General features: G+C 64.1%; 33 protein-coding genes and 1 pseudogene. 20 read left to right on the forward strand and 14 right to left on the reverse strand.

Annotated features, from left to right (window positions below):
• The first annotated feature begins 51 nt into the window (after window positions 1-51).
• Window positions 52-1,608 (forward strand): L,D-transpeptidase, encoded by a 1,557-nt coding sequence (locus IVB19_RS07280; protein ID WP_247441313.1) that lies wholly within the window; start codon window positions 52-54, stop codon window positions 1,606-1,608.
• A 23-nt stretch (window positions 1,609-1,631) separates the two neighbouring features.
• On the opposite strand, the gene IVB19_RS07285 is transcribed toward IVB19_RS07280, so the two are convergent.
• From IVB19_RS07285 to IVB19_RS07295, 3 genes are all read right to left on the reverse strand, one after another.
• Window positions 1,632-2,444, reverse strand: a complete 813-nt coding sequence (locus IVB19_RS07285; RefSeq protein WP_018455675.1) for a class I SAM-dependent methyltransferase — start codon at window positions 2,442-2,444, stop codon at window positions 1,632-1,634.
• Between the two features lie 114 nt (window positions 2,445-2,558).
• Window positions 2,559-3,095: a VOC family protein gene (locus tag IVB19_RS07290; RefSeq protein ID WP_247489659.1), complete on the reverse strand. Its 537-nt coding sequence runs from the start codon at window positions 3,093-3,095 to the stop codon at window positions 2,559-2,561.
• 25 nt (window positions 3,096-3,120) lie between these two features.
• Entirely contained in the window at window positions 3,121-4,110 is a 990-nt protein-coding gene (locus IVB19_RS07295; RefSeq protein WP_085384393.1) for a Bug family tripartite tricarboxylate transporter substrate binding protein, read from the reverse strand.
• A gap of 118 nt (window positions 4,111-4,228) precedes the next feature.
• On the opposite strand from IVB19_RS07295, the gene IVB19_RS07300 reads away from it, so the two are divergent.
• The 6 genes from IVB19_RS07300 (at window position 4,229) to IVB19_RS07325 (ending at window position 9,237) form a co-directional block, all read left to right on the forward strand.
• On the forward strand, window positions 4,229-4,930 hold the full coding sequence (locus IVB19_RS07300; RefSeq protein ID WP_247821180.1) for a TetR/AcrR family transcriptional regulator: 702 nt from the start codon (window positions 4,229-4,231) through the stop codon (window positions 4,928-4,930).
• Window positions 4,908-5,459 (forward strand): carboxymuconolactone decarboxylase family protein, encoded by a 552-nt coding sequence (locus IVB19_RS07305; protein ID WP_085384392.1) that lies wholly within the window; start codon window positions 4,908-4,910, stop codon window positions 5,457-5,459. Before IVB19_RS07300 ends, IVB19_RS07305 begins: the two co-directional genes overlap by 23 nt.
• Before the next feature lie 9 nt (window positions 5,460-5,468).
• Window positions 5,469-6,317: an SDR family NAD(P)-dependent oxidoreductase gene (locus IVB19_RS07310; protein ID WP_247489653.1), complete on the forward strand. Its 849-nt coding sequence runs from the start codon at window positions 5,469-5,471 to the stop codon at window positions 6,315-6,317.
• A gap of 73 nt (window positions 6,318-6,390) precedes the next feature.
• Window positions 6,391-6,972 carry a HutD/Ves family protein gene (locus IVB19_RS07315; protein ID WP_085359682.1) on the forward strand — a complete coding sequence of 194 codons (582 nt, stop codon included), beginning with the start codon at window positions 6,391-6,393 and terminating at the stop codon, window positions 6,970-6,972.
• 149 nt (window positions 6,973-7,121) lie between these two features.
• Window positions 7,122-8,306, forward strand: a complete 1,185-nt coding sequence (locus IVB19_RS07320; RefSeq protein ID WP_085350341.1) for an adenylate/guanylate cyclase domain-containing protein — start codon at window positions 7,122-7,124, stop codon at window positions 8,304-8,306.
• A gap of 133 nt (window positions 8,307-8,439) precedes the next feature.
• Window positions 8,440-9,237, forward strand: coding sequence for an adenylate/guanylate cyclase domain-containing protein (locus IVB19_RS07325; protein ID WP_247372482.1), 798 nt, complete (start codon window positions 8,440-8,442; stop codon window positions 9,235-9,237).
• Window positions 9,238-9,252: 15 nt separating this feature from the next.
• On the opposite strand, the gene IVB19_RS07330 is transcribed toward IVB19_RS07325, so the two are convergent.
• From IVB19_RS07330 to IVB19_RS07340, 3 genes are all read right to left on the reverse strand, one after another.
• Window positions 9,253-10,086 (reverse strand): enoyl-CoA hydratase-related protein, encoded by an 834-nt coding sequence (locus tag IVB19_RS07330; RefSeq protein ID WP_247395445.1) that lies wholly within the window; start codon window positions 10,084-10,086, stop codon window positions 9,253-9,255.
• A gap of 212 nt (window positions 10,087-10,298) precedes the next feature.
• Window positions 10,299-11,300: an NADP-dependent oxidoreductase gene (locus IVB19_RS07335; protein ID WP_018455665.1), complete on the reverse strand. Its 1,002-nt coding sequence runs from the start codon at window positions 11,298-11,300 to the stop codon at window positions 10,299-10,301.
• 47 nt (window positions 11,301-11,347) lie between these two features.
• Entirely contained in the window at window positions 11,348-12,205 is an 858-nt protein-coding gene (locus IVB19_RS07340) for an oxidoreductase (protein ID WP_247410401.1), read from the reverse strand.
• Window positions 12,206-12,320: 115 nt separating this feature from the next.
• On the opposite strand from IVB19_RS07340, the gene IVB19_RS07345 reads away from it, so the two are divergent.
• The 5 genes from IVB19_RS07345 to IVB19_RS07365 all read left to right on the forward strand — a co-directional run bounded on the left by IVB19_RS07345 (window position 12,321) and on the right by IVB19_RS07365 (window position 15,387).
• A complete protein-coding gene (locus IVB19_RS07345; protein WP_247821181.1) occupies window positions 12,321-12,872 on the forward strand; it encodes a TetR/AcrR family transcriptional regulator in 552 nt (183 codons plus the stop codon).
• A gap of 120 nt (window positions 12,873-12,992) precedes the next feature.
• Window positions 12,993-13,175, forward strand: a complete 183-nt coding sequence (locus tag IVB19_RS07350) for a hypothetical protein (protein WP_018455661.1) — start codon at window positions 12,993-12,995, stop codon at window positions 13,173-13,175.
• 25 nt (window positions 13,176-13,200) lie between these two features.
• Window positions 13,201-14,073, forward strand: coding sequence for an RNA polymerase sigma factor RpoH (rpoH, locus tag IVB19_RS07355; RefSeq protein WP_204513727.1), 873 nt, complete (start codon window positions 13,201-13,203; stop codon window positions 14,071-14,073).
• Between the two features lie 365 nt (window positions 14,074-14,438).
• A complete protein-coding gene (locus tag IVB19_RS07360) occupies window positions 14,439-14,930 on the forward strand; it encodes an Hsp20/alpha crystallin family protein (protein ID WP_247821182.1) in 492 nt (163 codons plus the stop codon).
• Between the two features lie 166 nt (window positions 14,931-15,096).
• Window positions 15,097-15,387, forward strand: a complete 291-nt coding sequence (locus IVB19_RS07365) for a hypothetical protein (protein WP_018455658.1) — start codon at window positions 15,097-15,099, stop codon at window positions 15,385-15,387.
• Window positions 15,388-15,459: 72 nt separating this feature from the next.
• Here the strand turns inward: IVB19_RS07365 and IVB19_RS07370 are convergent, their stop codons facing one another.
• The 5 genes from IVB19_RS07370 to IVB19_RS40200 all read right to left on the reverse strand — a co-directional run bounded on the left by IVB19_RS07370 (window position 15,460) and on the right by IVB19_RS40200 (window position 17,111).
• The gene (locus IVB19_RS07370) at window positions 15,460-15,756 is read right to left on the reverse strand and encodes a hypothetical protein (RefSeq protein WP_026232997.1); all 297 of its coding nucleotides are present in this window, start codon (window positions 15,754-15,756) and stop codon (window positions 15,460-15,462) included.
• 103 nt (window positions 15,757-15,859) lie between these two features.
• Window positions 15,860-16,072 carry a hypothetical protein gene (locus IVB19_RS07375; RefSeq protein ID WP_018455656.1) on the reverse strand — a complete coding sequence of 71 codons (213 nt, stop codon included), beginning with the start codon at window positions 16,070-16,072 and terminating at the stop codon, window positions 15,860-15,862.
• A 261-nt stretch (window positions 16,073-16,333) separates the two neighbouring features.
• Window positions 16,334-16,513: a hypothetical protein gene (locus tag IVB19_RS07380; RefSeq protein WP_247489641.1), complete on the reverse strand. Its 180-nt coding sequence runs from the start codon at window positions 16,511-16,513 to the stop codon at window positions 16,334-16,336.
• Between the two features lie 120 nt (window positions 16,514-16,633).
• The gene (locus IVB19_RS07385) at window positions 16,634-16,843 is read right to left on the reverse strand and encodes a hypothetical protein (protein WP_018455654.1); all 210 of its coding nucleotides are present in this window, start codon (window positions 16,841-16,843) and stop codon (window positions 16,634-16,636) included.
• Between the two features lie 139 nt (window positions 16,844-16,982).
• Window positions 16,983-17,111, reverse strand: coding sequence for a hypothetical protein (locus IVB19_RS40200; RefSeq protein WP_018455653.1), 129 nt, complete (start codon window positions 17,109-17,111; stop codon window positions 16,983-16,985).
• Between the two features lie 304 nt (window positions 17,112-17,415).
• Here IVB19_RS40200 and IVB19_RS07390 point away from each other — a divergent pair.
• From IVB19_RS07390 to IVB19_RS07405, 4 genes and pseudogenes are all read left to right on the forward strand, one after another.
• Window positions 17,416-17,885 (forward strand): annotated as a pseudogene (locus IVB19_RS07390) (alpha/beta fold hydrolase).
• Between the two features lie 63 nt (window positions 17,886-17,948).
• Window positions 17,949-18,275 carry an antibiotic biosynthesis monooxygenase family protein gene (locus IVB19_RS07395; RefSeq protein ID WP_018455651.1) on the forward strand — a complete coding sequence of 109 codons (327 nt, stop codon included), beginning with the start codon at window positions 17,949-17,951 and terminating at the stop codon, window positions 18,273-18,275.
• 8 nt (window positions 18,276-18,283) lie between these two features.
• The gene (locus IVB19_RS07400; RefSeq protein WP_247489639.1) at window positions 18,284-19,171 is read left to right on the forward strand and encodes a DMT family transporter; all 888 of its coding nucleotides are present in this window, start codon (window positions 18,284-18,286) and stop codon (window positions 19,169-19,171) included.
• Window positions 19,168-19,740 carry a CGNR zinc finger domain-containing protein gene (locus tag IVB19_RS07405; RefSeq protein ID WP_247489637.1) on the forward strand — a complete coding sequence of 191 codons (573 nt, stop codon included), beginning with the start codon at window positions 19,168-19,170 and terminating at the stop codon, window positions 19,738-19,740. The genes IVB19_RS07400 and IVB19_RS07405 overlap by 4 nt, the downstream gene beginning before the upstream one ends.
• A gap of 34 nt (window positions 19,741-19,774) precedes the next feature.
• On the opposite strand, the gene IVB19_RS07410 is transcribed toward IVB19_RS07405, so the two are convergent.
• Both IVB19_RS07410 and IVB19_RS07415 read right to left on the reverse strand, forming a co-directional pair.
• On the reverse strand, window positions 19,775-21,424 hold the full coding sequence (locus IVB19_RS07410) for an amidohydrolase (RefSeq protein WP_247821184.1): 1,650 nt from the start codon (window positions 21,422-21,424) through the stop codon (window positions 19,775-19,777).
• Window positions 21,425-21,891: 467 nt separating this feature from the next.
• Window positions 21,892-22,323 carry a hypothetical protein gene (locus tag IVB19_RS07415; protein ID WP_240543239.1) on the reverse strand — a complete coding sequence of 144 codons (432 nt, stop codon included), beginning with the start codon at window positions 22,321-22,323 and terminating at the stop codon, window positions 21,892-21,894.
• Window positions 22,324-22,507: 184 nt separating this feature from the next.
• Between IVB19_RS07415 and IVB19_RS07420 the strand changes: the two genes are divergently transcribed.
• From IVB19_RS07420 to IVB19_RS07430, 3 genes are all read left to right on the forward strand, one after another.
• Complete coding sequence (locus IVB19_RS07420; protein WP_240543238.1) at window positions 22,508-22,681, forward strand: hypothetical protein; 174 nt, start codon at window positions 22,508-22,510, stop codon at window positions 22,679-22,681.
• Between the two features lie 166 nt (window positions 22,682-22,847).
• The gene (locus IVB19_RS07425) at window positions 22,848-23,888 is read left to right on the forward strand and encodes a glycosyltransferase family 4 protein (RefSeq protein WP_247489631.1); all 1,041 of its coding nucleotides are present in this window, start codon (window positions 22,848-22,850) and stop codon (window positions 23,886-23,888) included.
• Between the two features lie 140 nt (window positions 23,889-24,028).
• Window positions 24,029-24,544, forward strand: a complete 516-nt coding sequence (locus IVB19_RS07430) for a PRC-barrel domain-containing protein (RefSeq protein ID WP_085350354.1) — start codon at window positions 24,029-24,031, stop codon at window positions 24,542-24,544.
• 280 nt (window positions 24,545-24,824) lie between these two features.
• Here IVB19_RS07430 and IVB19_RS07435 read toward each other — a convergent pair whose 3' ends face one another.
• Window positions 24,825-25,052, reverse strand: a complete 228-nt coding sequence (locus IVB19_RS07435) for a hypothetical protein (RefSeq protein ID WP_085350355.1) — start codon at window positions 25,050-25,052, stop codon at window positions 24,825-24,827.
• 195 nt (window positions 25,053-25,247) lie between these two features.
• On the opposite strand from IVB19_RS07435, the gene IVB19_RS07440 reads away from it, so the two are divergent.
• Window positions 25,248-26,360 carry a DUF1236 domain-containing protein gene (locus tag IVB19_RS07440; protein WP_247821185.1) on the forward strand — a complete coding sequence of 371 codons (1,113 nt, stop codon included), beginning with the start codon at window positions 25,248-25,250 and terminating at the stop codon, window positions 26,358-26,360.
• The last annotated feature ends 9 nt before the right edge of the window (window positions 26,361-26,369 follow it).

Genomic DNA, 26,369 nt, shown 5'->3' on the forward strand with positions numbered 1-26,369 from the left:
GATCGCAATCTGATCAATGACCGGCGGACTGGCATTTCGACCGAGGATGGCATGAGAAACCTGATGACAACGGCGCAATCCACCGTGGCGATGCGGCGTTGGGGGCCCCCCGGAATTGTGACCCTGGCGGCAATGCTCGCCTTTGCGGCCGTGGCTCCGGCCAATGCGGCCAAGCAGGCGCGTCAGCCGGCCGAGGCGGTGGCACCGCGCGAGGCTGGCGAACCGATCATGGCGATCGTGTCGATCAAGAGCCAGCAGGTCACCTTCTACGACGCCGAGGGCTGGATTTTTCGCGCGCCGGTGTCCACCGGCACGACGGGACGCGAGACGCCGGCCGGCGTCTTCGCCATCATCGAGAAGGACAAGGACCACCACTCGACCATGTATGACGACGCCTGGATGCCGAACATGCAGCGCATCACCTGGAACGGCATCGCGCTGCATGGCGGGCCGCTGCCCGGCTACGCCGCTTCGCATGGCTGCGTGCGGATGCCGTTCGGCTTTGCGGAGGGCCTGTTCGACAAGACCAACATCGGGATGCGGGTGATCATCTCGCCGAACGACGCGGCTCCGATCGACATCGTTCATCCCGCACTGTTCATGCCGAAGCGGGACGCCATTGCGGCGGCGCCGGGCCAAATTGGCAGGCTCTCCGGCGAGGCCGAGGAGGCCACAAGGGCGGCCGACGAGGCCAAGAAGGCCGCGACGGCGGCCGCGAAAGAGGCGGCATCGCTGCCGGCCTCGTTGCGCAAGCTGGAACAGCAGAAGACCCGCGCCGACGCCGAGCTCGCCTTCGCCGACAGGCAGCTCGCGGCCGCCAAGACCGATCAGGCCCGCGCCAAGGCCGAGGAGCTGAAGCAGAAGGCCGCCACCAAGGCCGCCGACGCGGCGACGCAGCTCGATGCCGCCAAGAGCGCCGCACAACCGAAGCGCGACGCGGTGGCTGCCACGAAAGAGGCCGCCAAGGCGGCAGCGGCCAGGAAGGCCGATGCCGTGAAGGCCGCGACCGACGCAAAGCTCGCACTCGAGCCGGTCTCGGTCTACATCAGCCGCGCGACGCAGAAGCTCTACGTGCGGCGGAACACGCACAAGCCGGCACCGGACGGCGGCGGCGAGGTGTTCGACACCAGCATCGAGGTTCCCGTCACGATCCGCAATCCGGATCAGCCGCTCGGCACGCATATCTTCACCGCGATGGCGAAGACCGACACCGGCCTGCGCTGGAGCGTGGTCACGATCGAAGACAGCGACAACGCCAAGAACGCACTCGACCGCATCACCATCCCACAGGAGGTGCTCGATCGCATCGCGCCGACCGCGTTGCCGCGCTCCTCGATCATCATCTCGGACGAGCCGCTGAGCAGCGAGACCAACTACCGCACCGAGTTCGTCGCAGTGCTGAGCAACCAGCCCCAGGGCGGTTTCATCACGCGCAAGCCGACCGCGCCTCCGATGGCCATGGCGAGCGATGACGGCTGGGACAATGGCGGCAACGGTTTCGGCTTCTTCTTCCAGCGCGATCCGAATCCGCAGCCCGTCAATCCGCGCCGGCGCGGCCAGTATCAATATTATCAGCCGGCACAGCCGATGCAGCGGGGCTTCTGGTAGGAGCGGGCGGATCGAAGCTCGCACTATCGCCGCGCCTCGATGACGATAGCCTGGATCTTGCCTTCGATCGGTCCGGACCCATGGCGCGTTCGGATCGCCTCGGCGACGATGTCGGTCGCAGCCTGAAGCTTGCTGGCATCGCGCGCCTCGATCTCGCTGCGCAGCGGCGTGCCCTGGCAGAGCGCGATCGCGACGTGCTCGGGCGACGGGGCCCGGCTTATTTCAGCTCGCGTTTCGATCGATATGTCACGGAAGCCTGCGCGTTCGAGGTCGGTTCTGATGACGGCCTTGTCGTGATAGCCGTGCGGCGTCCGGGCCATGAAACGAGGCGGGTCGTCGGGAAACAGCTTTTCGAGCGCGACGGTCGCTTCATGCGTCAGCACATTGTCCTCGATGCGATCCCAGACGTTGAACACGAACGTGCCATTGCCGTTGAGGACGCGCTTCACTTCCCCGTAGGCCTTCACGCGGTCCGGAAAGAACATGGCGCCGAACTGGCAGCAGACCACGTCGAAGGCTGCATCGTCGAAGGGCAGGGCCGATGCGTCGGCCTGGCGCCACGAGATGCGATCGTCGTCTGCCTGACGCTGCGCCGCGACAGCCAGCATCGGCTCGTTGAGGTCGGTCGCGACATAACGAACGCCGCGCGGCAGCGCCGCCGCCACCGCGCGCGTCACGGCGCCGGTGCCTGCCGCGATCTCGAGCAGCACGGAGGGAGACCGGGCCGCGACACGTCTTGCGATGTCGTCGGCGTAAACGGCGAAGATCATCGGCACCAGATATTCGTCGTAAAGCTTCGGGATCGAGCCGGCGAAAACCTTGTCAGTGTTGGACATGCTTGCCTCGCTGAAGTTCGGAGACGAGGCTCACGTTACCATGGATTGCCGTCTACCGCGCCAGCAGCACGGTGAACCCGGCTGATTCCTGCATCGCCTTGCTGGCCGCCTGCGTCATGGGCTCCCGCCGACCTCGCGGATCGGCCGCGTGCCGTCCCAGCTCAAAGCAGCCTGCCGGACCTTCTCGAAGAACGGCCCCTTGGTGCCGCTGATGTCGGAGATCTCGATCACGGTGCCTGGATGGGCCTGGGTGTCGAAATAGGCAAAGCGCCCCTTGTCGCCGCCGATCTGGCCCTCGTGGCCGATCCTGTAGCCGAGCCCGAGCGCCCTGTCGTAGAGCGCCTGGTAGTCGTGGCTCCAGTAGGACATGTGCTGAAGGCCTTCGTGGCCGGACTCGAGGAACTCCCTGTACAGCGAGGGCGCGTCGTTGCGCTGCTGGATCAGCTCGATCTGGAGATCGCCGGAATTGGCCAGCGCGATGCTCATCTCGACGGCGGAGTTTTCGCCGCGATGGCAAAACCAGTCGGTCTTGACGCGGTCCATGTAGTACCAGGGACCGACGCCCATCACCTCGATCCAGTGCTTCATCGCGGAGTGGATGTCCCGCACCACATAACCGTTCTGGCGTACCGCGCCGAAGATGCGGCTCATGCCCGCGCTCCTCTTGTCAGCTTGATCACTTCAGTTCAATGCCCGCGTCCTTGGCAACCTGCTTCCAGGCCGCGATGTCACGGGCGTTGATGTCACGCTGCTCGTCGCCCGGCACGAATTGCGGCGTGATGCCAAGCCCCAGCAGCTTCTCCTTCACCTCGGCATCGGCGAGCGCGTCCTTCAGCGCCGCGGACAGCTTTCTTGCGATCGGTTCGGCAAGCCCCGCAGGCGCATACATCGCCCAGGACAGGCTGCGGTCGAACGGCACGCCTTGTTCCTTGTAGCTTGCGACATCCGGCAGGCTCGGCGAGCGTTCGCCGCAGGCGGCCAGCGCCTTGATCGAGCCGTCCTTCACCAGCGGCGTCGCGGTCGCCATGTCGAGTGTCGCCAGCGAGATGTGGCCGCCGAGCAGATCGCCGGCCAGTTTGGCGATGCCGTTGAACGGCACGTGGTCCATCTTGATTCCGGTCTGCTGCATCAGGATTTCCGCGCAGAACTGTCCGGTCGAGCCGACGCCCCAGCTTCCGTACTGGATCGGCTCGCCCTTCCTGGCCAGCGCGATCAGGCCCTTGATGTCGTTGGCGGCAAAATCCTTGGTCGCCACCAGCATGATCGAGGACGTGCCGATGCGCCCGATCGTGGTGAAATCCTTGATCGAATCGTAAGGCAGTTTCGGATAGATCGCCGGCGCCAGCACATGCGTGGTCATGCCGCCTACGGTGATGGTGTAGCCGTCATTCGCCGACGCCGCGACCATCTGGGTGCCGAGCGTGCCGGCAGCCCCGGTGTGGTTCTCGATATAGACGCTCTGTCCGAGCGTCTTGCCCATCCTGTCGCCGAGCAGTCGTCCGATCACGTCGCCGCCGCCACCGGCCGCATAAGGCAGCAGCATCCTGATCTTGTGCGTGGGATAGGCGGCCGGATCCTCGGCCCGCGCAGGCAGCATTGCCGAGAACGTTATGACCAATGACAAAGTTGCGGCGCGCAGCAGACGAAAATGGACGAAGCGCGCCATGACCTGATCTCCCCAGATTGCTCTCCGCTTCTTTTGAGAGCGGAGTTGAAGCGCAAGACCGAACGAGCGATCGTGCCGGCGGTTGACTAGCGAACGATCGTTCGTTAGTCAAGCCCGCATGGCTGTCCACACCACCAGCGCGGCGGAAGCGGCTGCGCCCACGACCCGCGCGCGCATTCTCGCCGAGGCGCTCGATCTGTTCGCGCAGAGCGGCTATGGCGGCGCCTCGATGCGCGAGCTCGCGCGTCGCGTCGGCATTCGCGAGAGCAGCCTCTACAATCACTTCGCCGGCAAGGCCGCGATCCTCGAGGCGATCGTCAGCGAGCACGGCCCGGCCAGCTCGGCGAGCCGGCTGGAAGAGCCGCGCTACAAGCAGCTCGCGCGCCAGCCCGCCGCGTTCTGCCGCCAGTTTGCACTGGATCTCGTCGAGCAATGGTCCGATCCGCGCGAGCACCAGTTCCAGAAAGTGATCACCGCCGAGCGCAACCGCGTGCCCGGCATCCGCGCCCAATTCGCCGATCATTTCTATGCGCGCGAGCAGAGCATGATGACGGATTATTTCCGCGGCTTTGCGCTCGCCGGTCTCGTCTCGACGCCGGACCCACGCGAGACCGCGCGGCTGTTCGCGGCCGGGCTGATCTACATCCGTCTCGAGCATTACGTGATGGGCGCGGCACCGTCGCCGCGGCCGAAGGTGATCGAGGCGATCGACTGCTATCTCGCCTTCTTCCTGTCGCTGATCGCGGCGGATGGCGGGACACAGGACAATAAGAAACGAAAAGCCAAGGGAGAGACTCGTGGCAAGGCTGCCCCTGATTGATCCGGAGACGACGAGCGGCGACATCCGCGCCTCGTTCGACCGCATGCCGGTCAAGCTGAATATTTTCCGCATGATGGCCCATGCCGAGGCCAACATGATCCCGGCGATGCGGCTCGGCAATTCGATCCTGCACAAGCAGAAGCTCAGTGCGGTCCATCGCGAGCTCCTGATCCTTCAGGCCGCCCAGCTCGAAGGCGGTGCCTATGAATGGCGCCAGCACGTGCCGATCGCGCTCGGAATCGGCTGCACGCAAGCACAGATCGATGCGGTCGAGCGGGCCGACTACGATGCCGCCGGCCTGAGCGAGGCCGAGCGCGCGCTGCTGAAATTCGGCCGCGAAGTGGTCGAGCACGTTCGCGTTCCCGAGCTGATCTTCGCCGCCATGCGCGCGCATTTCAGCGACCAGGAGATCGTCGAATCCATCGTCGCGCTCGGCTTCTACATGATGATGGCGCGTGTCACCGAGGCGACCGAGACCGATCTCGACCCGGCAGCCGGCATGAAGGTCTACGACAGCGGCAAGAGATAGGCGGCGCGCATGCGTGAGAATTCCGAGACCAGGCCGGAGCGCTATGTTCTCCCGCCGAGCGCGGAATCGCTGGGCGAAGCGCCGGGCAGGGGACGCCTTGAGAGGCGTCGCATCCTGATCGTCGGCGGTGGCCAGCGTGTGTTCGACGCCGCCACCGATCCGATCGGCAACGGCCGCGCCATGAGCATTCTTTGCGCGCGCGAGGGCGCGAAGGTCGCGGTCGCCGATCTCAACCACACCTCCGCGCAGCAGACGGTCAAGCACATCACCGACGAAGGCGGCGAGGGCTTTGCCATCACGGCCGATGTCACCTCTGAATCCGACGTCCAGCGCATGATCGAGGAAGCACATCGCGCCATGGGCGGGCTCGACGGCATGGTCCTCAACATCGGCACCTTCGGCAAGGTCGGCCTCGACGCCGTCAGCCCCGAGGAGTGGAATGCGATCTACGACGTCAACGTTCGCGGTCCGATGCTGTGCTGCCGCGCGGGCCTGCCGAAATTCGGCAACGGCGGATCGATCGTCTTCATCTCCTCCATCGCCGCTCTGAAGGCCGGCTCGCAGATGGCGGCGTATGATTCCTCGAAAGCCGCGCTCGGCGGCCTCATGCGCAACATCGCCCATCTCGGATCGCGCCGCGGCATCCGCGCCAACCTCGTCTATCCCGGTCTCGTCGACACGCCGAACGGTCGCGAGGCCGGCGCCGGCCGCCCCTCGCGCGGCAAGGGTCACGTCCCGTTCGGCCGCCAGGCCACCGCCTGGGAAATCGCCTATGCCGTGCTGTTCTTCCTCTCGGACGAGAGCGTCTACGTCACCGCGCAAACGCTCGCGGTCGATAGCGGCCTGAGCGGGATGTGACGTCGATCCGTAACAGGCTGCGGCTCGACGCGACAGTTTCGCAGGGCCTGCTCATCTGATAAGCCTCAAAGGCATGAAAACCACACTGCTGAAATCCGAAGACTACGCCCGCTCGCCCTGGAAGAACGGCGGCGGCATCTTCACCGATATTGCGGATGCCCATCGCGCTGAATCCGTGAAGGATTGGGACAGCCTGCTCTGGCGCTTCGCGACCACGCCGATTGTGGCGCCGGGGCCATTCTCCCATATGCCCGGCATCGACCGCCTGCAGATGGTGGTCGGCGGACGCGGGCTGGTGCTGAAGTCGCCCACCGAGGAATTCGACGAGCGCGAGCCGTTTACGACGGTGCGCTTCACCGGCGAGCTCGAGATCGTGACCCGGCTCGAGGAAGGGCGAGTCGAGGTGGTGAATTTGATGGGCCGGCGCGGTGCGGTCGCGCTTGAGCTCGAAGCGCTTAAGGAGCCCGGTGAGCGGCGATTGTCCGCCGGCACGCATCTAATTTATGCGGCGCGCGGCGACTGCACTATCCGTCTCGAAGGCACGGATTTTTCGATTTCGCACGAAAACACCTTGAAAGTCGAACTGACGGGGGCATCGACGCTTGCGCTCGTCTCGGGGCTGGCCGTGCTGGGCTCTATCCAGATCGTCGGCTGAACGGCGTTCCAGCCCACCAGAGCGATGCGCACAATCCGTGCAACTGGCTAGGTTGACGCCGTCGCGCCGGAGCACGATATCTGCCCTGATGCAGCCGCCGCCCAAAAGCCAAAGCACGATATGGGCGGCCACGATATGAACGGGCAGATATGACCGCGCCAGAGAACAAATCCGCCACGCTGTCCGACGGCGTCGTCGACTGGTTGATCAACGGCACGCGCGACCAGCGCTTTATCGACAATATCTTTGCCGAGATGTGCATCCGGCTTCAGCAGGCCGGCATTCCGCTGGCGCGCTCAACCCTTCACGTGCTGATCCAGCACCCGCAATGGCTGGGCGCCCGCTTCATGTGGGCCGACGGCATGCGCGAGGCAGAGATTGCACGGGTCGACCATGACGTCCGCGAGCGGTCTGAATATATCGGCAGTCCCGCCAACGAAATGTTCGACGGCGCGACCGAGTTGCGCGAAAATCTCGAGCAGGACCCAGCGCTCGGCCGCAAGCACGCGCTCTACCGCGAGATGCGCGCGCAGGGCCTCACCGACTATGTGGCTTGGCCGCTCTATCATACGCTCGGCAAGCGCCATCTCGTCACCTTCGCGACCAACCGGCCCGGCGGCTTCGACGACACCCATGTCGCTGCCCTCAAGAACTTGTTGCCTGTGCTGGCGCTGGTCAGCGAGATCCGCGTTAAGAATCGATTGGCGCGAACGCTGCTCGAGACCTATGTCGGCTCCCATGCCGGCGAGCTCATCCTGGCCGGCGCCACGCGGCGCGGTACCGGTACGACGGTGCGCGCCGCGATCATGATCTGCGATCTGCGCGACTTCACCAAGATTTCCGACAATTGGCCGCGCGACGACGTCATCGATCTGCTCAACGATTATTTCGACGCGATGTCGGAGCCGATCGCGCGGCATGGCGGCGAGATCCTGAAATTCATCGGTGACGGCCTGCTCGCCATCTTTCCGCTGAGCGAGCCCAAGGCCTGCGCAAACCTGCTGCATGCCGTGACCGAAGCCAGGCAGGCCATGATCGCGTTGAACGCGCGCAACGACGGCACCGGCCGAGCGCCGCTGAACTACGGCATCGGCGTCCATGTCGGCGACGTCATGTACGGCAATATCGGATCGTCCACCCGGCTCGACTTCACCGTGATCGGTCCCGCCGTCAACATGGCCTCACGCCTCGAAGCCTTGACCAAGCAATTGGGAAAGAAAGTGTTGCTGTCACGCGACTTTGCCGAGCTGGTCGAGCGAGAGTTCGAGCTGGAGCATGTCGGAAAATATGAGGTGCGCGGCTTCAGCGATCCGATCGAGCTTTTTGCGTTTTGAAGATGACGGAGGCCCTCGGCTAAGCAGCGGGCGATCATCGAGTCCTGTTGCCAACGCAGGATTGTGTGACTACGCTCGGTGCGAAGCGCAACCAAGCGTTTCGTCCAAGCGTGTCATCGATCGGCCGCAGTACATGCCAAAATTCCTCCGCATCGGAATCCATCAGTCGAACGTATCGGGTTACACGTCGAAGGCGTGGTGTGTCCGGCGCGTTGGCACGGCGATCCTCCTGAAATGGGGCGCCGTGGAAGTCCAGGGCGCGGGTGACGGACGAAAGGTCTACTGGACGCGTCTGCCGCAGCAGAAGACAATTCGCTGCGGCAGCGCGCAGCGTGCCCAGGATTACGCCAAGGCCGCGATCGCGCGGCGCCGCAATCATCGCTATGAACCGCTGACCGGCGCGATCGTGCTCCGGCGCCGACCGGCCGCAGGCAACACCGAGCTCAAGCGGGCGCTTGCCACGATCCTGATCGTCGATATCGTCGGCTCCACCGCAAAAGCCGCAAAGCTCGGCGATGTCCGCTGGACCAAGATCATGGGCCATTATTACGCGGCGGTCCGCAAGGAGCTGAAGAGCTCGCGCGGCAAGGAAGTCACGACGACGGGCGACGGCGTGCTGGCGACGTTCAAGACGCCGGCCGCCGGAATCAATTGCGCGACCGCGATCCAGAAGGCCGTGCGTACGCTCGGCCTCGAGATCAGGGTCGGCCTGCATGCCGGCGAATACACCGTGAGCGGCACTGAGGCGGTCGGCCTGGCCTTCCACATCGGCACCCGCGTCGCCGCAAAGGCGAGCGCCGGCGAGGTGCTGGTGTCGAGCGCGGTGAAGGAGCTGATGGCGTCGCAGTCGGCGATCAACCTGAAAGATCACGGCATTCACCGGCTCAAGGGCGTGCCGGAAAAATGGAGACTCTATAGAGTGGAGGGGTGAGAGTGGGTGAAGCTCTCACCGTCCTTCGTAAACGGGTGGACGCTTCTGTGCCTCGGCATCCCGCCCTTCCTGGAAGTCCCTGGTCGTGAGCAGCGCACGATATTGGTCGCCAAGTTGGGCAAGCGCGGCCTCGGGGTCTTCGAGCGCAAGGTGCGAGGACGCAATCGAGGTCTTGATGCCGAGGGGAGCGCATGCGGCGATCTTCTCGGCGATCTCGACGGCCTTCGCGCGAGCGGCGTCGCGGTTTGTTGCCACCTCCTGAACCGTTCCCATCCGGAGCGCTTCGTTCGCATCCCAATGATCGCCCGTCAGAATGAACCGCATGGCATTTCCCCAGCCGGCTTCTCGTGGGAAGCGAACGGTTGAGCCGCCGCCGGGAAAGCGGCCGTGCGTGTTCTCGTCCTGGCCGAAATCCGTGTCTTCCGATGCTATGCGGATGTCCGCAACGAGGAAGATTTCGTGCGCCATATTCCAGGTATCGCCATGCACCGCGACAATCAGCGGCTTGGTGAGCGCCGGTTTGGTCCGCCCGAGAGGGTCGATGAAGCCGGGTCCCTCCATCATCGTCTTTCCCGATTGAGCAAATGCCTTGTAAGCGTCGACATCGACACCTCTGGAGAAGCGTTCGCCGTAGCCGAACAGAACCGCTGCACGCAGCGAGGGATCTCGATCGTACTGGTAGTAGGCTCTCGCCAGGCTCTCTGTCGCCTCCGGGTCCAGCCGATTGTCGATGCCAGGCCGGTTGATGCCGATCAGCACGATGTGGCCTTTGCGCTCGATGGTGATCTTCGTCCGCTCACCGTACGGAATGTCCGCCATCGGCGCGGACTCGTCAGATTGTGACATCATGGATTCTGTCTTCCCGTGCTGATGAGAGCGCTGCAGCGATGATGTGGTATCATGCAGAAGATTGCATCAGGCCCGACATGGGCGATCGTGCGTATCGGAAAACGCATCTGCGTTTTCGAAACGACGATGAACGAGGGTGTGGGCTCAAGAGCGTGCCGGAGCGGTGGCGGGGTGGGGACTGAGGCGATTGCGCGCGGGGCGGATCCACGCCCTCATCTCATCTGGACGACGATTTTCCCCCTGGCTCGTCCCTTTTCGAGATAGGCCAGCGCGTCTTTCGCCTGTTCGAACGGAAAGACCTTGTCGATCACCGGCCGGATACGCTCCGCCTTGAGAAGCTCGCCGATCTCGGCGAGTTGCCTGCCGTCCGGGTGCACGAACACGAACGAATACTCCGCGCCGATCTTGCCGGCGCGGCGAATGATCTTGCGGCTCAGCCATCCGAACAGGAACACCATGACGACGTTCATCCCGCGGTCGCGCGCGAACGCGGCGTCCGGCGGCCCGACCAGCGAGGCAATCCTGCTCCCCCGCTTCAGGATCCGAAGCGATGTCTCGACCGCATCGCCCCTGAGCGTGCCCAGCACCGCGTCGTAGTCCCGCAGCACTTCCTCGAATTGCTGGGTCTTGTAGTCGATCACCTCGTCAGCCCCGAGGCTGCGCACCAGATCGATATTTCCAGTGCTGGTCGTCGTCCCCACTTTGGCGCCGAAATATTTCGCGAGCTGGATCGCGAACGTGCCGATCCCGCCGGCGCCGGCGGGGATGAAGACTTTCTGGCCGGGTTTGAGACGTATGCGCTCCCTAAGAGCTTGCCACGATGTCAGGCCGACCATCGGGATCGAGGCCGCGTGCACGAAGTCCAGGTTCGGCGGCTTGAGCGCGGCGGCATCCTCCGGCACGGTCGCGAATTCGGCGAGAGCGCCTGTGCCGAGATCAAAGATGCTGGCGAAGACGGCGTCGCCCGGCTTGAAGCGGGTCACGCGGCTTCCGACCTCGACGACGACGCCCGCCAGGTCGCTGCCCAGCGTGGCCGGCAGTTCAAACTTCAGGATCGGCTTGAACGTTCCCTTCGGAATCATGTTGTCGATCGGGTTCAACCCCGCGGCATGAACCTGGACCAGGATTTCGTTCGGCTTCGGCGTCGGCCGCGGGATATCGGCCAACGCGATCTGGTCCGGCTTGCCGTAGCGCTTGAACACGAGGGCTCTCATTTTTTCTCTCGGTCCGAAGGTTCTTCGCACTGGCAAGATTGCGGCCCTCAGAAAGCCCGCGCGGTGCGGGCGGGCTGCAGCGCCGCCGTCGCATCCAGCCGCAAATCCTTTCGGATTCCGGCATCCACCAGGGCTGCGGGCGCGAACCGGCGCAGAAATCGCAGGCGCTTCGCAAGGCTGCCGGCCGCGTATTTGAGTTGCGGGCGCACCGCGCTCGCGGCCTTCAGCACGGCATCGGCCACGACGCCGGGCTGTTCGGCCGTCGCCATCACCTCGTTCACCCGCTTGGTCACGCCGGCGCGCGCCTCGCGATATTCGTCGAGCGTGGCGTCGGGCTCCATGAAGTTCGCGTCGAACGGCGTCTTGGTGTAGGCGGGCTCGACTACGGAGACCCGGATGCCCCGCGTGCGCAGTTCATGGTCGAGCGATTCCGAATAGCCTGCCGCGGCGTGCTTGGTCGCGGCATAGAGCGCGCCGTAAGGCATCGGCAGAAAGCCGAGCACTGAGCCGATGTTGATGATGCGGCCGCTTCCATGGCGCCGCATGTGCGGCACGACGGCGCGCGTCATCCGGATCAGGCCGAAGAAGTTCGTCTCGAAAATCGCGCGCGCCTGCTCCATCGAGCTCTCTTCCGCGCCGGCAGGGGCAACGCCGAAGCCGGCGTTGTTGACGAGCAGGTCGATGCGACCCTCGCGCCGGATCACTTCGCCGACGGCGGCTTCCACCGATGCATCGCTGGTGACGTCGAGAGCCAGCATCTCGAACGCCTGCTTGCCCGCCTGCGCGCCCCGCCTGCTGGTGCCGAACACCTTGTAGCCGGCGTTCGCGAGTCGCTCCGCCGTCGCCTGGCCGATGCCTGAGGAGGCGCCGGTCACTAGCGCGATCTTCGGTGTAATCCTGTTCATAATGCCTCTCCGACGCCACTACCGGGCCTGAAATCGTTTGATTACGATCGTAACTATTGATATACATGACGATCGTAATTATAAAAGTCAAGCCCCGCCTCTAAGGATCGGTCCCATGCGCGTCTCAAAGGAACAGGCCGCCAAAAATCGCGAGCATATTCTCGAGACTGCCTCGCGCCTGCTGCGGGAGCGCGGCATCGCCGGCGTCGGTGTCGACGCACTCGCCGAGGCGGCCGGGATGACGCACGGCAGCCTCTACAGCCAGTTCGGCTCCAAGGAGCGGCTGGTCGAGGAGGCGGTGGCCCATGCGATCGACGCCAAGGGTCAGGAATTCCCCGAGGCCTTCGAGCTCGAGGACTATGTTTCGCACTATCTCTCGCCGGGGCATCGCGACGATCCCGCCGCCGGCTGCCCCTTCGCTGCGCTCGCCTGTGAAGTGTCACGTCAAAGCAGCGGCCTGAAGCAGCGTTTCACCGCCGGCGTGCGCGGCGTGATCGGCTTGCTGAGCAGCCGAATGGCCACCGATCTGAAGCCACGCCAGCGCGAGGACAAGGCGCTCGCCGCCGCCGCCTCCATGGTGGGAGCCCTCGTGCTTGCCCGCGCCGTGGACGATCCCAAGCTGTCGGACGATATTCTTCGCGCGACGAGGAATTGGCTGGCGGGGTGAGGCCGCGTCCCGGCGGGGCGCCGAAAGTCCGGAACAAAATTCCGGTGACGACGTTCGACGTCGCGGACAGCCAAAAGCGATGGCTGCCGATCTTCGACATCGACATACTTTCGAACGCGCATGGATGACTACAGCGATCTGGTGCTCGGCATGTTGGCCCTGGCCGTCGCTGCCCTCCTGTTGGTGGCGGGCGAGCTCTATCTCGTGACCCGGCCAGAGCCGCCGCAAACTCACGCGCCGGCCCCACCGGTCGTTACATCGTCGGCCGAAACCATTTTTTGTCATGTCGATTTTGGAGCGTAAGCAGACCAACTCGAAGAGGTGGGCAATGGGAAGCACTGCAACTGTTCCGATGCTGTCGTCTGAGGGCGGATTGACACATTACCTGGCGGAAATTCGCAAGTTTCCGATGCTGCGGCCCGATCAGGAAATCGCCTACGCCAAGCGATGGCGCGAGCACGGCGACCGCGAGGCAGCCTATCATCTCGTCACAAGCCATCTGCGGCTCGTTGCCAGGATTGCGATGGGATATCGCGGCTACGGCCTGCCGGTTGCGGACATCATTTCCGAAGGAAACGTCGGCCTGATGCACGCCGTCAAGCGCTTCGAGCCGGAGCGCGGCTTTCGGCTCGCGACCTACGCGATGTGGTGGATCAAGGCGTCGATCCAGGAATACATCCTGCGGTCCTGGTCGCTGGTCAGGATTGCCAACAGCGGGGCGCAGAAGAAGCTGTTCTTCAAGCTTCGCCGGACCAAGGCGGAAATTTCCGCCCTGGAGGATGGTGATCTCCGCCCCGAGCACGCCAGCCGGATCGCGCGGCGGCTCGGCGTGCAGGAGAACGACGTCATCGAGATGAACCGGCGCCTCGGCGGCGACCTGTCGCTCAATGCCTTGGTGCGCGACGCCGACGGCGGCGAAGTCCAGGACTGGCTCGTCGACCCCGCGTCCAGTCCTGAAGCCGCGTACGCCGAGCAGGAAGAAACCAGACGGAGGCGTGAAGCCCTCGCCGGCGCCATGGGCGTCCTCAAGCCGCGCGAGCGCGACATTCTCGAGGCGCGCTGGCTCTCCGAGCCGCCGCTGAGACTTGAGCAGCTCGCGGCACGGTATGGCGTTTCACGCGAGCGGGTGCGGCAGATCGAAATGCGCGCGTTCGAAAAGGTTCGGGCTGCTATCGGCGGACGCCTCGCAGCCGGCTCTTGAAACCAAATCGGCGCCTCCTAATTCTTTTGGCAGCCGCATGCGAGTGCGGTGCCGGACGCCAAAGCAGGGTCCGGCAAGGCCATCGGGGCTCGCCCCGGTGATGCTCTTAATCCATGTTGCTCACAGGAGGATGTGGTTATGAGAACCGACGATATGTCTCCCCTCTGGCGTTCGACCATCGGTTTCGACCGCCGTTCCGCCGCGTCGCATCGCGATCGATGCTGCCGGCAATGCCGACCCGAAATCGAGCACAAGCAGGCGGCCTGACGAGTTGATCGTCCGGGCTTTGCAGCGCGTGCGTGGCCCTCGCCGCGCGCCGAGCTGCGCCAATCGACAATTAAGACAGGAGATAAGGAGAAACGACAATGGCACTACGCGATCTCATTCCGTGGAACAACGGCTCACGCAACATGGCCGTTCAACGCGGCGAAGCCGGCAACCCGCTGCTTGCGCTTCATCGTGAGATGAACCGGCTGTTCGACGACGCCTTCCGCAGCTTTGATCTCAGTCCGTTCGGCTCCTCGACCGCAATGGGCTGGCCGAACGTCGAACTCGACGAGAGCGACAAGGAAGTCAAGGTCGTCGCCGAGCTTCCCGGTCTCGAACAGAAGGACGTCAACGTCGAGCTTGCAAACGGCGTGCTGACGATCAGCGGCGAGAAGAAGAGCGAAACGGAAGACAAGGAGCGTCTCTTCAGCGAGCGTTACTATGGCCGTTTCGAGCGGCGCATTCCGGTCGATGACGTCGACCAGGACAATGTCGCGGCTTCCTTCAACAACGGCGTTCTCACCGTCATCCTGCCGAAGTCACCGGCGGCACAACAGAAGGTGAGGCGCATCGCGATCAAAGGCAAGTAAGAACGATGTGTAAGCATGGCCGTGGGCGGGAGCCGCCGCTCCCGCCCGCGTCCGGCCGGCGGCCGCATTTGCGTCCGTCGGCTCGCTGCAAATTTTCCGGAACGCTCGGAAACTTCAATTCCGGTCTGGCGTTTTGCGGTCGGTTTCCAAGTTCTGGGAGTCGCACATGAAGAAACTTGCTTTGGTCCTGACGATGATCTCGGCCCTGTTCGTGGCGGCGGCCTCGCCGGCGGAAGCCCATGGCTGGCGCGGCGGCTGGCACGGCCATTGGGGCGGTCCCGGCATCGGCTTCGGTCTTGTTGCCGGTGCGCTTGCGGCGGGGCTGGCGGCCGATGCCTATTATGGCCCGCGCTTCTATGGCCCGCCCTACGGCTATTATGGACCGCGCGTCGTGCGGCGGGCCTATTATGTGCCTTACGCCTACGCTCCACCGCCCTATTGGGATCCCTGGTGGTGACGAGACAAGGCCCGGACCATCATCCGGGCCTTTTGCGTGAGGGTCATCCACTGGATGCGCGTCGCGCCGCGTCTATTTGCGGTTCGCTCCCGTCGAGCCTGAGCCCGGCATGGCCTGCTGACCGCCCTGGGTTTGCCTGGTGTCGTTGTCGCCTGGCCGGGTCGTGGAGGACTTGGCCGGTGCGTTCGCGCCGCCGCCATTGTTGTCCGATGACGTGTTGAGGCCGGAGGCTCCCGCTCCCGTTGTGCCGCCGGTGCCTGAGGAGTCGATGCTCGACCCGGTCCTGGACGCACCCGCGCCGCCTTGCGCGAATGCGGAAGAGGGGAATGCGAGAGCCGCAACGAGCCCTGCGAGAACCAGCTTTTTCATGTCCGCTCCTGTGTTGACGTCGTCACATGCCGTGCCGAGGCAAAGATCTCGGCACGCACCTGTTCCTGGGCGGGAGCGGAAATCCCGCGACAGCGACGATGAGTCATCCCGAGCTCATCGCACGCGGGGCGATCCGTTCCTGCGCCTGCGGCGTCAACTCGTAGCGATCGCCGGCTTTCACCAGCCAGCCCGCCTCGATCATGCGTCGCGTCATGCCCGCGCTGCACAGCGGGTGGCTGCCGCCGGGATGAAACAGCGCGCCCTCGCGTTCGATCAGGTAGCCGTAGAGCCGCGCCTGTCGAAGCGGGTTTTGCATCCCTGGTGTGGGCGCCTCCATGGTCTCTCGCGCAGTCCTCCAAGACGGCCTGAGATGCCGGGCCGATCCCCCGTCAGGCGGCCCCGGCCTGTGGCCCGGGGGCGGGGCTTCGAGCCGAGGCCGCCATTGCCGGAATCGCAAGGACCCGGCGCGGCCCAATACGCAACGGCCCCAGGTCGTTCCAACGACGTCGTTCCTGCGAGCTCGGTCCTACAAACTATCCGTTGCTCTTTCCGGATGGGTGTCGGCAAGGCGAATTGCCTAGGCCGACCAACGATCCTGCTCTTCCTGGTGAGCATGCTCGTTCAGCCGTTCGACGATCTGATCCGCGATCGTGTCCGACTCGGCCGAGGCCACCGGCTCGCCCTTGTGGGTCCTGAGCTTGTCCTTGTCGGCTTCGATGGGGAAATCGTCGGGCTTCAGTCCGGCATCTTTGGTCATGGCGCGCCTCATTGTGTCTCGCATCCGGAAAACACGGGCGAGGGCCGTTCGTTGCTGGAACAATGAAGGCGCAATCGAAAGCCACAGCCTGGCGCAAGCGCCGCGCGGCCCGCGCTTTGCTCAGGCCCCGCCGACGGCCCGGATCACGGTCCCGCTGCCGCCGCACGTCGCGCAGGGCGCGCCGTCGATCCGCCCCTTGCCATGGCAATCCGGACACACATCTTCGCCGGTGCCCATCGTCCCCGGTGCGGCTTCGTCCCCGGGGTTGAGCGCCGCCGAACCCGTCGGCGGTGTCCCGGTCTTTACGCCCTCCGTGTCGGTCTTGGTCATCTGCAGCTCCCTCGAAAAGACCGCAACGCGTCTTGCCGCAGGAAGTGCCAATCGTGATGTCAGATGCGGTGCACGTCAGTCGCGAGCCTGCGCAACCTGGGAAAGTACGCCGTCCGCATTGGAGGCCATCACCTCATCATCACCGCACGCCCGTGCCTTTGCAGCGCTGGCACTTCACCACCTTGTCGCCCTTCTTGAGCAGGCCTTTGCCTTCGCAGTTCTTGCATTTCTGCTTCTTCTTGATGTTCGGGCCTTTTTCATTGGTCATGGACGGCTCCTGCCGCGAAAGGGCGGTTGATTGAGCATTGTATGGGCGGGTTCTCGGCGAGAACACGCAGCGTTTCTGGTGGGGCAGCCCAGCGGAACAGCCGAACGGTGCCAGATAAGCCCTACGCTCATGTCGGCTTCGGCACCACCCGCACAACGATGGCGCGTGATCGCGCCGATTGTTCGTCGCCACACGGCTCCCCGGCCTCGGAACGTTCACCGCCTAAATGCATTTAGGTGGTGTCAGATGATGGAGGCCCGAATGGCGAGCGGACTGGCGCACCGGCGCTTGGCGTTGAACGGGAATGTCGATCTTCTATCGCGAAGCGGGGCGCGCCGGCGCGCCGGTCCTGCTGCTGCCGCACGGCTATCCCTGTTCCTCCTTCCAGTTCCGCCGGCTGATGCCGGCGCTCGCCGACCAATGGCGGACGACGTCGCTGCCCGGGTGCCGCCCGACCTCTGGAAGCTTCATTGGCCACTCATGGACACGCCAGTGCGCCGACAGGTCTGCGTCGGGCTGATGGAGAAGCTGGAGGAGAATCTCGGCTGGTTCGCGCGCTATCAGGCGTATCTGCGCGAGCACCGTCCTCCAACGCTCGTGGTGTGGGGCCTCGAAGACGGATACATGCCGGCCGAGTCCGCCCGCGCCTATCGCCGCGACTTGCCCGATGTCGATCTGCACCTGCTCGACGGCGCCGGTCACTGGCTGCTCGAGACGCATTTCGATGAGGCGCTGCCACTGGTCCGCGCCTTCCTTGCGCGTGTCCATGCCTGATCGTCCCACGGCGCGGCCTTCGCCGCGCTGGTGTCCCTTCGCCGCCTAAAGGAGGAAGCAAGCATGCCAACCAATCCTTCCATCGCACGAATCTGGCGTGGTCGTACCCGGCGGGACATCGCCGACAGCTACGAGCAATATCTGCGCGCTGAAGGCATTCCGCCGCTCGAGAAGACGGCGCTCGGCGTCCAGCTGCTGCGCGAGGACCTTGACGAGGAGACATGGTTCACGACCATCTCCTACTGGTCCGACATGCAGGCAATGACTGCCTTCACCAAGGGCGAGCCGACCAAGGTGCATCACCTCGACCGCGATCCCGAACTCCTGATCGAACTCCCTCAAAGGGTGGAAATCCACCGCGTTCTGGTCGATCGGTACGGCATGCGCTGAGCACGACGGTGCGCAACTTTGTCCTGTTCGCCGCAATGTCGTTGATCTGGGGGCTGACCTGGGCCGCCATCAAGGTCGGGCTCGGCGATCTGCCCCCGCTGCTGCTCGCCGCCGCGCGATACCTGCTGGCGGCCGCACTGCTGGCCATCGGGGTGCGCGGGGCCGGCGCCGCATTCGCCGAAGGCCGCGCACGGCCAACGATCGTTTCAGCTCTGCTGGTCAACACCGACACCTACGGCTTGCTGTTCTGGGGGATGCAGCACGTGCCATCAGGGCTGTCGGGGCTGGTCAACCTTACCCTGATTCCGGTCCTGCTGTTTGCCCTCGCCGCGTTGACCGGCGAGGAGAGGCCGACCTGGCATCATGCCGTCGTGCTCGCGATCGGTTGTGTCGGTGTCATCGGGCTGTTCTGGGCGCGGCTCGGGGCCGGGTCCGATGCGAGCGGCCTTGGGCTCGCGGCGATCGTCGCCGCGACCGTGAGCTATTGCGTCGGCAGCGTGGTCGCGCGTCCGTTGGTCGGTCCGGTGAAGCCCCTGGCGCTGACGATGGTGCAGGCGGCGATCGGCGGCGCCGCCCTGCTCGGCCTTTCGCTGGTGCTGGAACCCGTATCGAGAGACACGCTCGACGCTTTCCTCACTCCGGCGGCAATCGGCAGCCTGTTGTTCCTGTTGCTGCTCGGAACGATCGTGGCTTATACGATCTATCTCGTGCTGCTGCGTGAATGGGGTACGATGCGCGCAGGTCTGTATGCCTTTGTCTCTCCGATCATCGCGCTTGGCACCGGTGCGTGGTTGTTCGGCGAGGCGATCGGCTGGCTCGAGATCGGCGGCGCTGCCCTCATGCTGGTGGCCGCCGCGATGGCGCTGCTCCGGCCTTGGGAAGAACGTCCGACGTGAAGCGTTTGCGCAGCATCGCCGATCGACCGCCGCCGCTTCACCGCGTAGCGGGGAATCTGGCGCTCGATTTCGCCAACACGATCAGCTGGCGCGGCACGGACCAAGAGGTCGATCACTTGCGCGACGCCGAGGGAATGCTGGCCTGGGCAAGGGATGCTGGACTGGTGGGCGTCGATTTTTCGCTTAATGCAAGGCAGCGGGCGTTGCTGGCCGACGATGGCCGGCGCCTGCGCAACGCGATCGACAAAGTAGGCGCTGCGATCGCGGACGGCGATGAACCGCCGGCGCTGGGCATGGCGGTGATCCACGATGTTGCGGCCCGTACCTTCACGGCCGCATTGCTGACCGGTTCGCCGGCCACCATCGAATTCACGCACGGGGACCGGATCCTTGGTCCGCTTGCCTGGGCTGCGGTCGACCTGCTGCGCGGCGACGAACTCGACCGATTGAAACGATGTCCACAGCACGACTGCCACTGGCTGTTCATCGATCGCACCAAAAACAGATCCCGTCGCTGGTGCGAAATGGCCACCTGCGGAAACCGCGCAAAGATGCAATCGCGCCGGTAAGCCGACAGCCGCCTTGAACAACAAGCCTTCAGCTCTATTTTGCGCTCGAGAAAGCATCCGCTGCGTAGACGACCTTGCCGCCCACGACCGTCAGCAGAGACGCCGTGGCGCCGATCTGCTCGACGGGGATGGACATGAAATCCCGATCGAGAATCGCGAAGTCGGCGAGCTTGCCGGTCTCCAGCGTGCCGCGCCGCGTCTCGTCGAAGCAGAACCACGCGCTTCCCACGGTGTAGAGGCGCAAGGCATCTTCGCGGCTGGGTGTTTCGTCCGGGCCGCGCGTCGAGAGTCCGCCGACGGTCTTGCCGTCGAGCATCCATTGCAGCGCCACGAACGGATTGTAGGATGCGACCCGATGCGCATCCGTGCCGGCCCCGACATGGACTCCCATGCGCAACGCCGTGACGAGGGGTGGCATGCTGCGGGCGGCTTCGCCGACCTGCGCCACGATACGGTCACCTCCGAGATACATCGCGTCCTGCATGGTCCAGCCGATACCAAGGGCTTTCATGCGCGCCAGCGTTTGGGGCGAGGTGTTGTCGAGATGGGCGATGGACCAGCGCAACGGCGCGAGCGGCGTCTCCTTGTTGACCTCGTCATAGAGGTCCAGGAGGTGATGGACGGATTTGTCTTCCTGCCAGTGGATGGTGACTGTCAGCCCTTGTTTGGCCGCCCAGCGAATGATCTCGCGGAACTTGTCCTTGGCGGCCGCGTCAGGCGCATTGTTGTTGTACATGGCGCCGGTGATCCGCTCGCCTAGTCCGTTGAACCGCAGCATGTCGTCGCCGAATCCCATCGGCAGGAACGGCGTGAGAGTCTTGTACTCGTCGAATTCCGCGCCGACATTCTGGGCGAACAGGCTGAAGGCAACGCGAACCGACAATGATTTGTCACGCCAGAGCTTTTGCAAGGCCGCGTAGTGGCTGGGATAGATGCTGAAGCCGCCGGGATCCACGATCCCGGTCACGCCGAGACGATTGAGCTCCGTGAAGAACTGCCGGGTCCCGGCGACATTCTCTTCGAAATTCGGCCTCGGCAGCCGATCGAACAGCGCGGAGATACTGACGATGGAGCCGTTGAGCCACCCCGTGGCGTCGCCCGATGCGGCGCGCTCAGTCGTGATACCGGCCGGCAACTGATCCGCGGACATCCCGAGGGCTTGCTGCGCTTTTGGCGTCATCAGCACCGCCGAATAGAACAGCTGGATGTAAGCCGGATTGTCGGGAACGGCCGCCATCACCTCGGCGAGCGTTGGCCGCCGCTTCTCAGTAAACTGCAATTCGCTCCAGCCGCCGGCCACGATGATCCAGGATGCCGGGCGCGCTGTTGCCGCCTGGCGCAAGCGTTCCATGGCCTCGGGAATCGTCTTTGCGCCGATCCAGTTGACCTCGGTTGCGTAGGTGAGGCCGGCGCGCACGGCGTGAATATGGGAATCGATCAATCCCGGAATGATGGTGCGTCCACCTGCGTCGACCCGGCGCGTCGCGAGCCCGATCAGGCCTTCCACGGCATCGTTGCCGCCAATAGCAACGATCCTGCCGTCGCGGACTGCGAGAGCCTGCGCGATCGTCGATGCGGGATCCAGCGTCACGAGCTTTGCGTTCGTGACAATGAGGTCGGCCTTTTGTGCGTAAGCCAAACTGGCCCAGCACGAGATCAGCAATATTGCCAGAAGCTTGCGCATGGTCAGTCCCGAAATGAGAGAGGCCGCCGCTGGATGCGCTCGCGGACATCGCGTGTCGCAACGGTGTCGTGATATTGATCATGTCTAGCACCAACAAAATCAGCCGGCCCACCGAAAAATTTGGTGGCGGCCCAAGCAATTGATGTTGCAGCCGCCTTCGCCCGCCTCGCAGCAGTTCGTCCGTCTTCGCTCTCACTTCGTTCAATCTACGCCGGACACCACGCTTCGCCCTCGTTCTCCGCGCGGCTGCGCCACCCGTAGCCCGAGGTCAAGATAGAACCGCCCGGACGCATCGCATCACAGGCGCGCCCGCATCCAAAGCGCTCGACGAGGCCGGCGACGAGAGCGCCCGAACGACGCCTTGCCTTCGAACGGCACGACCCGTTTTTCCGGTGGATTGTGGTAAGCGGAAAGAAAAGGCCGCGCCTTCGGGTGCGCGGCCTTCGTTGCGTTCAGACGGACCGCTCTCACCAGTGGTGGCGATGCCAGCGGTGCCGAACGACCGGGTAGGATCCGCGGTAATAGGCGTATGCAGGTCGCACGACTCGACGGTAGCGGTAGCCGTAGGACACGGGCGCCGTGTAGTAAGTCGTGGTGGCGTACCCGCCACCCCAGCGATACGGCTCGTCATACCCGTAGTCGTACGCATAGGGTCCGCCGTAATAGCCCGCTCCATAGTAGCCGGGGCCACCGTAGTAGCCATAACCTGGTCCCCATCCATACGCCGACGAGGCAAGCCCGCCGATCACAGCGCCGGCCAACAGGCCGCCGGCGATGCCCGGTCCCCAGCCCCCTCGCCAGTGGGCTTCTGCAGGAGACGTGGCGGCCACCGAGGACAGACCAAGAGCGCCGACCAGCAGCGCCGACATCGCGATCTTCTTCATCGAGATTCCTTTCACATTGCTGCGCCCTGTCGATAACGGGAAAAATAGGCAATGGTTGCAGCTGCACCCCCGCGGCGAGGGGGCAATGGATCCTCGCCTCCTGACTCACCTCCTTTCGTATACTTCCGGGAAAAACTGGAAACCTTCCAGATTGCCTTGAGTTGGCAGCGACTGGGTTCGGCCTCCGGAGACAGTAAGTATGGTCGACGAAGTCGTCTTGAAGAACGCCACGGAGACCGCCTGGACGGTGTATCGGGCGCGGCACCCCGAGGTCGATGCGCATGACAGCCGGCGCTGCCTTCTGGAGCGCCACCTCCACAGCAGGTCGGAAGCGCGAGAGAGCGATACCGAAGAACTCGCTGGCTTGGGATAGCCTACCTGCAGCGGCTTCCTCCAGACGAATGTTGACGATCGTGAAGACGCTCGCAGCGCGCGTGGTCCGTGGAAGCACGAGGCCCAATTGGACGCTGCTTGCGATTTCATCCCTCATTTCCGCTGGCATCGTCACGGTCCTGCGGTCCGTGTTCGGGGCCTAGCCGATGCGGATTGCCCAGCTTGCTCCCTTGGCCGAGAGCGTACCTCCAAAGCTCTACGGCGGCACCGAGCGTGTGATAGCCTGGCTGGTGGACGAACTGGTCGAATCCGGGCACGACGTCACCCTGTTCGCAAGCGGGGACTCGAAGACGAAGGGAAAGCTCCACGCGGTGTGGCCGCGCGCGTTGCGCCTGGGGCGGAAGGGTGCGGATCCGAACGCCGCCTGCGCGCTTCTGATCGAGGCCATCGCCGAGCGCGCGCGCGACTTCGACGTGATCCACTCCCACGTCGACTGGTTGCCTCTTCCGGTGCTGAGCCGGACCGGCGTGCCTTTCCTGACGACGATGCACGGTCGGCTCGATCTGCCCGGCCTGCCCCAGGTAATCGGTGCCTTTGCGGACGCTCCATTCGTCTCGATTTCCGCCGACCAGCGTCGGCCGCTTCCGGAAGCGAACTGGATCGCGACGATCCAGCACGGACTGCCCAAGGACATGTTTAGGCCCTCCTACGAACCAGGTTCGTACCTGGCCTTTCTGGGGCGGCTGACGGCGGACAAGGGTCCGGAGGACGCTATACGAATCGCGCGCGCGGCCCGGATGCCGCTGCGGATCGCGGCCAAGATCCCTCGGGCGGAGACGGCCTACTTCAAGAACGAGCTCGAGCCGAACATCGATGGCCAGGCGGTTCAGCTCGTCGGCGAGGTCGACGACGCGAAGAAGCAGCCGTTTCTCGCGAACGCAGCGGGCCTGCTGTTTCCGATCGATTGGCCCGAGCCGTTCGGTCTGGTGATGATCGAGGCGATGGCCTGCGGGACACCCGTGATCGCTTATCGATCAGGCTCGGTACCGGAAGTCGTGGAGGATGGCGTCACGGGCTTCATCGTCGACGGTGAGGAGCAGGCGATCAGAGCAGTGAAAGAACTGGGCCGGCTGGACAGACGAGTGGTCCGCGCCCGGTTCGAGGAGCGCTTCGCCGCAAGCCGGATGGCGAAGGAGTACGACGCCCGATATCGCGACTTGGTCGCTCGCAGAGGACGCCTCGCGTGAGAGATCTATTGCGCGGCTGGTTTGTCGGACAGGCGCGATCGAATCCTTGGCAATCCGTTCCCCGTCGGGAACAAGCGGTAATTCGGGGCGTTGAAGCCGGGCATCCGAACGGATGCGGCTCACGTTGGAGGAGATAATCCATGAAAAGCTTCCTTGCCGTCGCGTTGCTTGGCACTGCTGTGATCGGCGGCGCTGCTTTCGCGCAATCCACTCAGCCCGTCGATCGCACGGCGCCGGCGGCCACCGCCCACCCCGCCGATGCGAAGATGGCGTTCAAGGGAAATTGGCGCGCCTCGAAGCTGATGGGCCTGAACGTCTACAACGAGGCCAACGAGAAGCTCGGCGATGTCAACGAACTGCTCGTCGACAAGAACGGCAAGATCAACGCGGTGGTTATCGGCATCGGTGGCTTCCTCGGCATGGGCGAGCACGACATCGCGGTCTCCATGGACAAGCTGAAGTTCGTTGAAGAGCCGGTTCGAACGAGCTCGAGCGGCACGTCGACCCCGGCCCGCGACACCACCACGACCGGGACCGCGTCCACAACCACGACGAACCGCACCGCGAACGATTGGGTTCCTGACCACGCCGTCATGAGCGGCAATAAGGAGCAGTTGAAGGCGCTACCGCAGTTCAAATATTCGGACTACAACTAAGCGCGACGAGTGCTCTCGGCGAATTGGGGCCCCATTACGGGGCCCTTTTTTGTGCCCACAGGGCTAGTGTACCGATCTGGCGCAATGAAAAACGGCCCGCCCAAATCATTGGGCGGGCCGTTCATCCGTGCGGGGTCATCCGCTCAGTGCATGTGAACCAGGAAATAGCCGACGCCGCCAACAACCAGGACGGCTGGAACGGCCCACAAAATCAGTACGGGCATTTTTTCCTCCAATCGTTGTCAGAATGCTTAAACGGCTCTTACCGCCGTCGCGACTATTACTGCTCGGTGCAGACCTTCGTGGTCTTGACCGCGGACTCTGCCTCTACCTTGGTCTTGTAGACGCCGTCGCCCACGACCGTCGTGGTGGTTGTGGTCGGCTTGGTGTCGACGATGGTGCACTTCTTGGTGGTGGCATCGCGCACGATGTAGAACTCGGCGGCGCTGGCGGCCTGCGTGCCGAGGGCGAAAGCGGCAAGAGCGCCGCACACGATAAGCTTCTTCATGGTGTTCTCCTCAAAGTGAAAATGACTCGTAAGTAGTCATTGCCAACGACGCTGCGCGACCGAAGTTCCCACTCTCACGATTTGCATAATTCGGGATAAAAGAAAATGCACATCTCGCGCAATTGCCTAGTTTTCCCCGAATGGAACCACGCGTCTCGCCCCAGGTTGTCCGACGTCCGCATTAAGGAGGTTCAGATGAACAAGCGTTTATTTTTGGCTACCACCGCTGCAGTCGCGATCGCGACTTCCGCTTTTGCCCAGTCTTCTCCGAGCACGTCGAACTCCAATCCGCCGTCTCGTCAGCAGGATTCCACATCCACGACGCCGTCGACTTCGCCGACCAATTCATCTTTGGGATCCGCACAGTCCGCCAATCCTTCGACGAATTCGGCCCAGACGCAGTCGCCGTCCTCGAGCGGTCAGACCGCTGCAGGCCAGCCGTCCAATTCGGGTACCGGCACCAACACCACGCAGGCGCCTGCCTCGAACAACTCGACCAACCAGGCTCAGACCAATCAGCCGTCCAATCAGACAACTACGCCTTCCAACCAGGCGCAGACCAATTCTCCTTCGAACACGAATACCCAGACGCAGAGCGCCAATCCGCCTGCTCCGGGCAATACCCAGGCACAGTCCCCGGCGGGCAGCGGTTCGACCAACACGGCGCAGCAGCCGAACAATCAGCAGAACACGGCCGATCGCTCCTCGAACACCAACGTGAACGCGTCGGTGAACATCAACGATCAGCAACGGACCCGGATCAGCACGTCGATTTCGCATCTGAACGTGCAGCCCCTCAACAACGTGAACTTCTCGTTGTCGGTGGGCACGGCGGTGCCGCGCGATGTCCGCTTGCAGCCGCTCCCGGCGGAGGTCGTCGAGGTCGTGCCGCAGTACAGAGGCTACAACTTCGTGTTGGTGAAGGACGAGATCGTGATCGTGGAGCCTTCGAGCTACCAGATCGTCGCGGTCCTCCCGTACTCGGGTCGTTCGACCGCGGCTGCGCCGGCCCGCACCGAACAGCGCAAGGTGACGTTCAGCGATCGCGATCGCGAAGTGATCCGCAAGCACGCCAAGGCGCGTTCCGAGGCGCGTCCCGTCGAGCGCGAGCGGCAGACCACCGGCAGCACCGCGCGCACCGAAATCCGCAGGGGTGAGCGCCTGCCGGCAGACGTAGACGTGGAGACGTTCCCCGAGGAGGTCTATCGCGACGCACCGAGCCTGCGGGAGTACCGGTACATCAACCGGGATAGCCGGACTTACATCGTCGAACCGCAGGAACGTCGCGTCATCGAAGAGATCGATTGATCTCGTCAC

The organism is Bradyrhizobium sp. 187, assembly GCF_023101005.1.
GTDB lineage: Bacteria > Pseudomonadota > Alphaproteobacteria > Rhizobiales > Xanthobacteraceae > Bradyrhizobium > Bradyrhizobium canariense_D.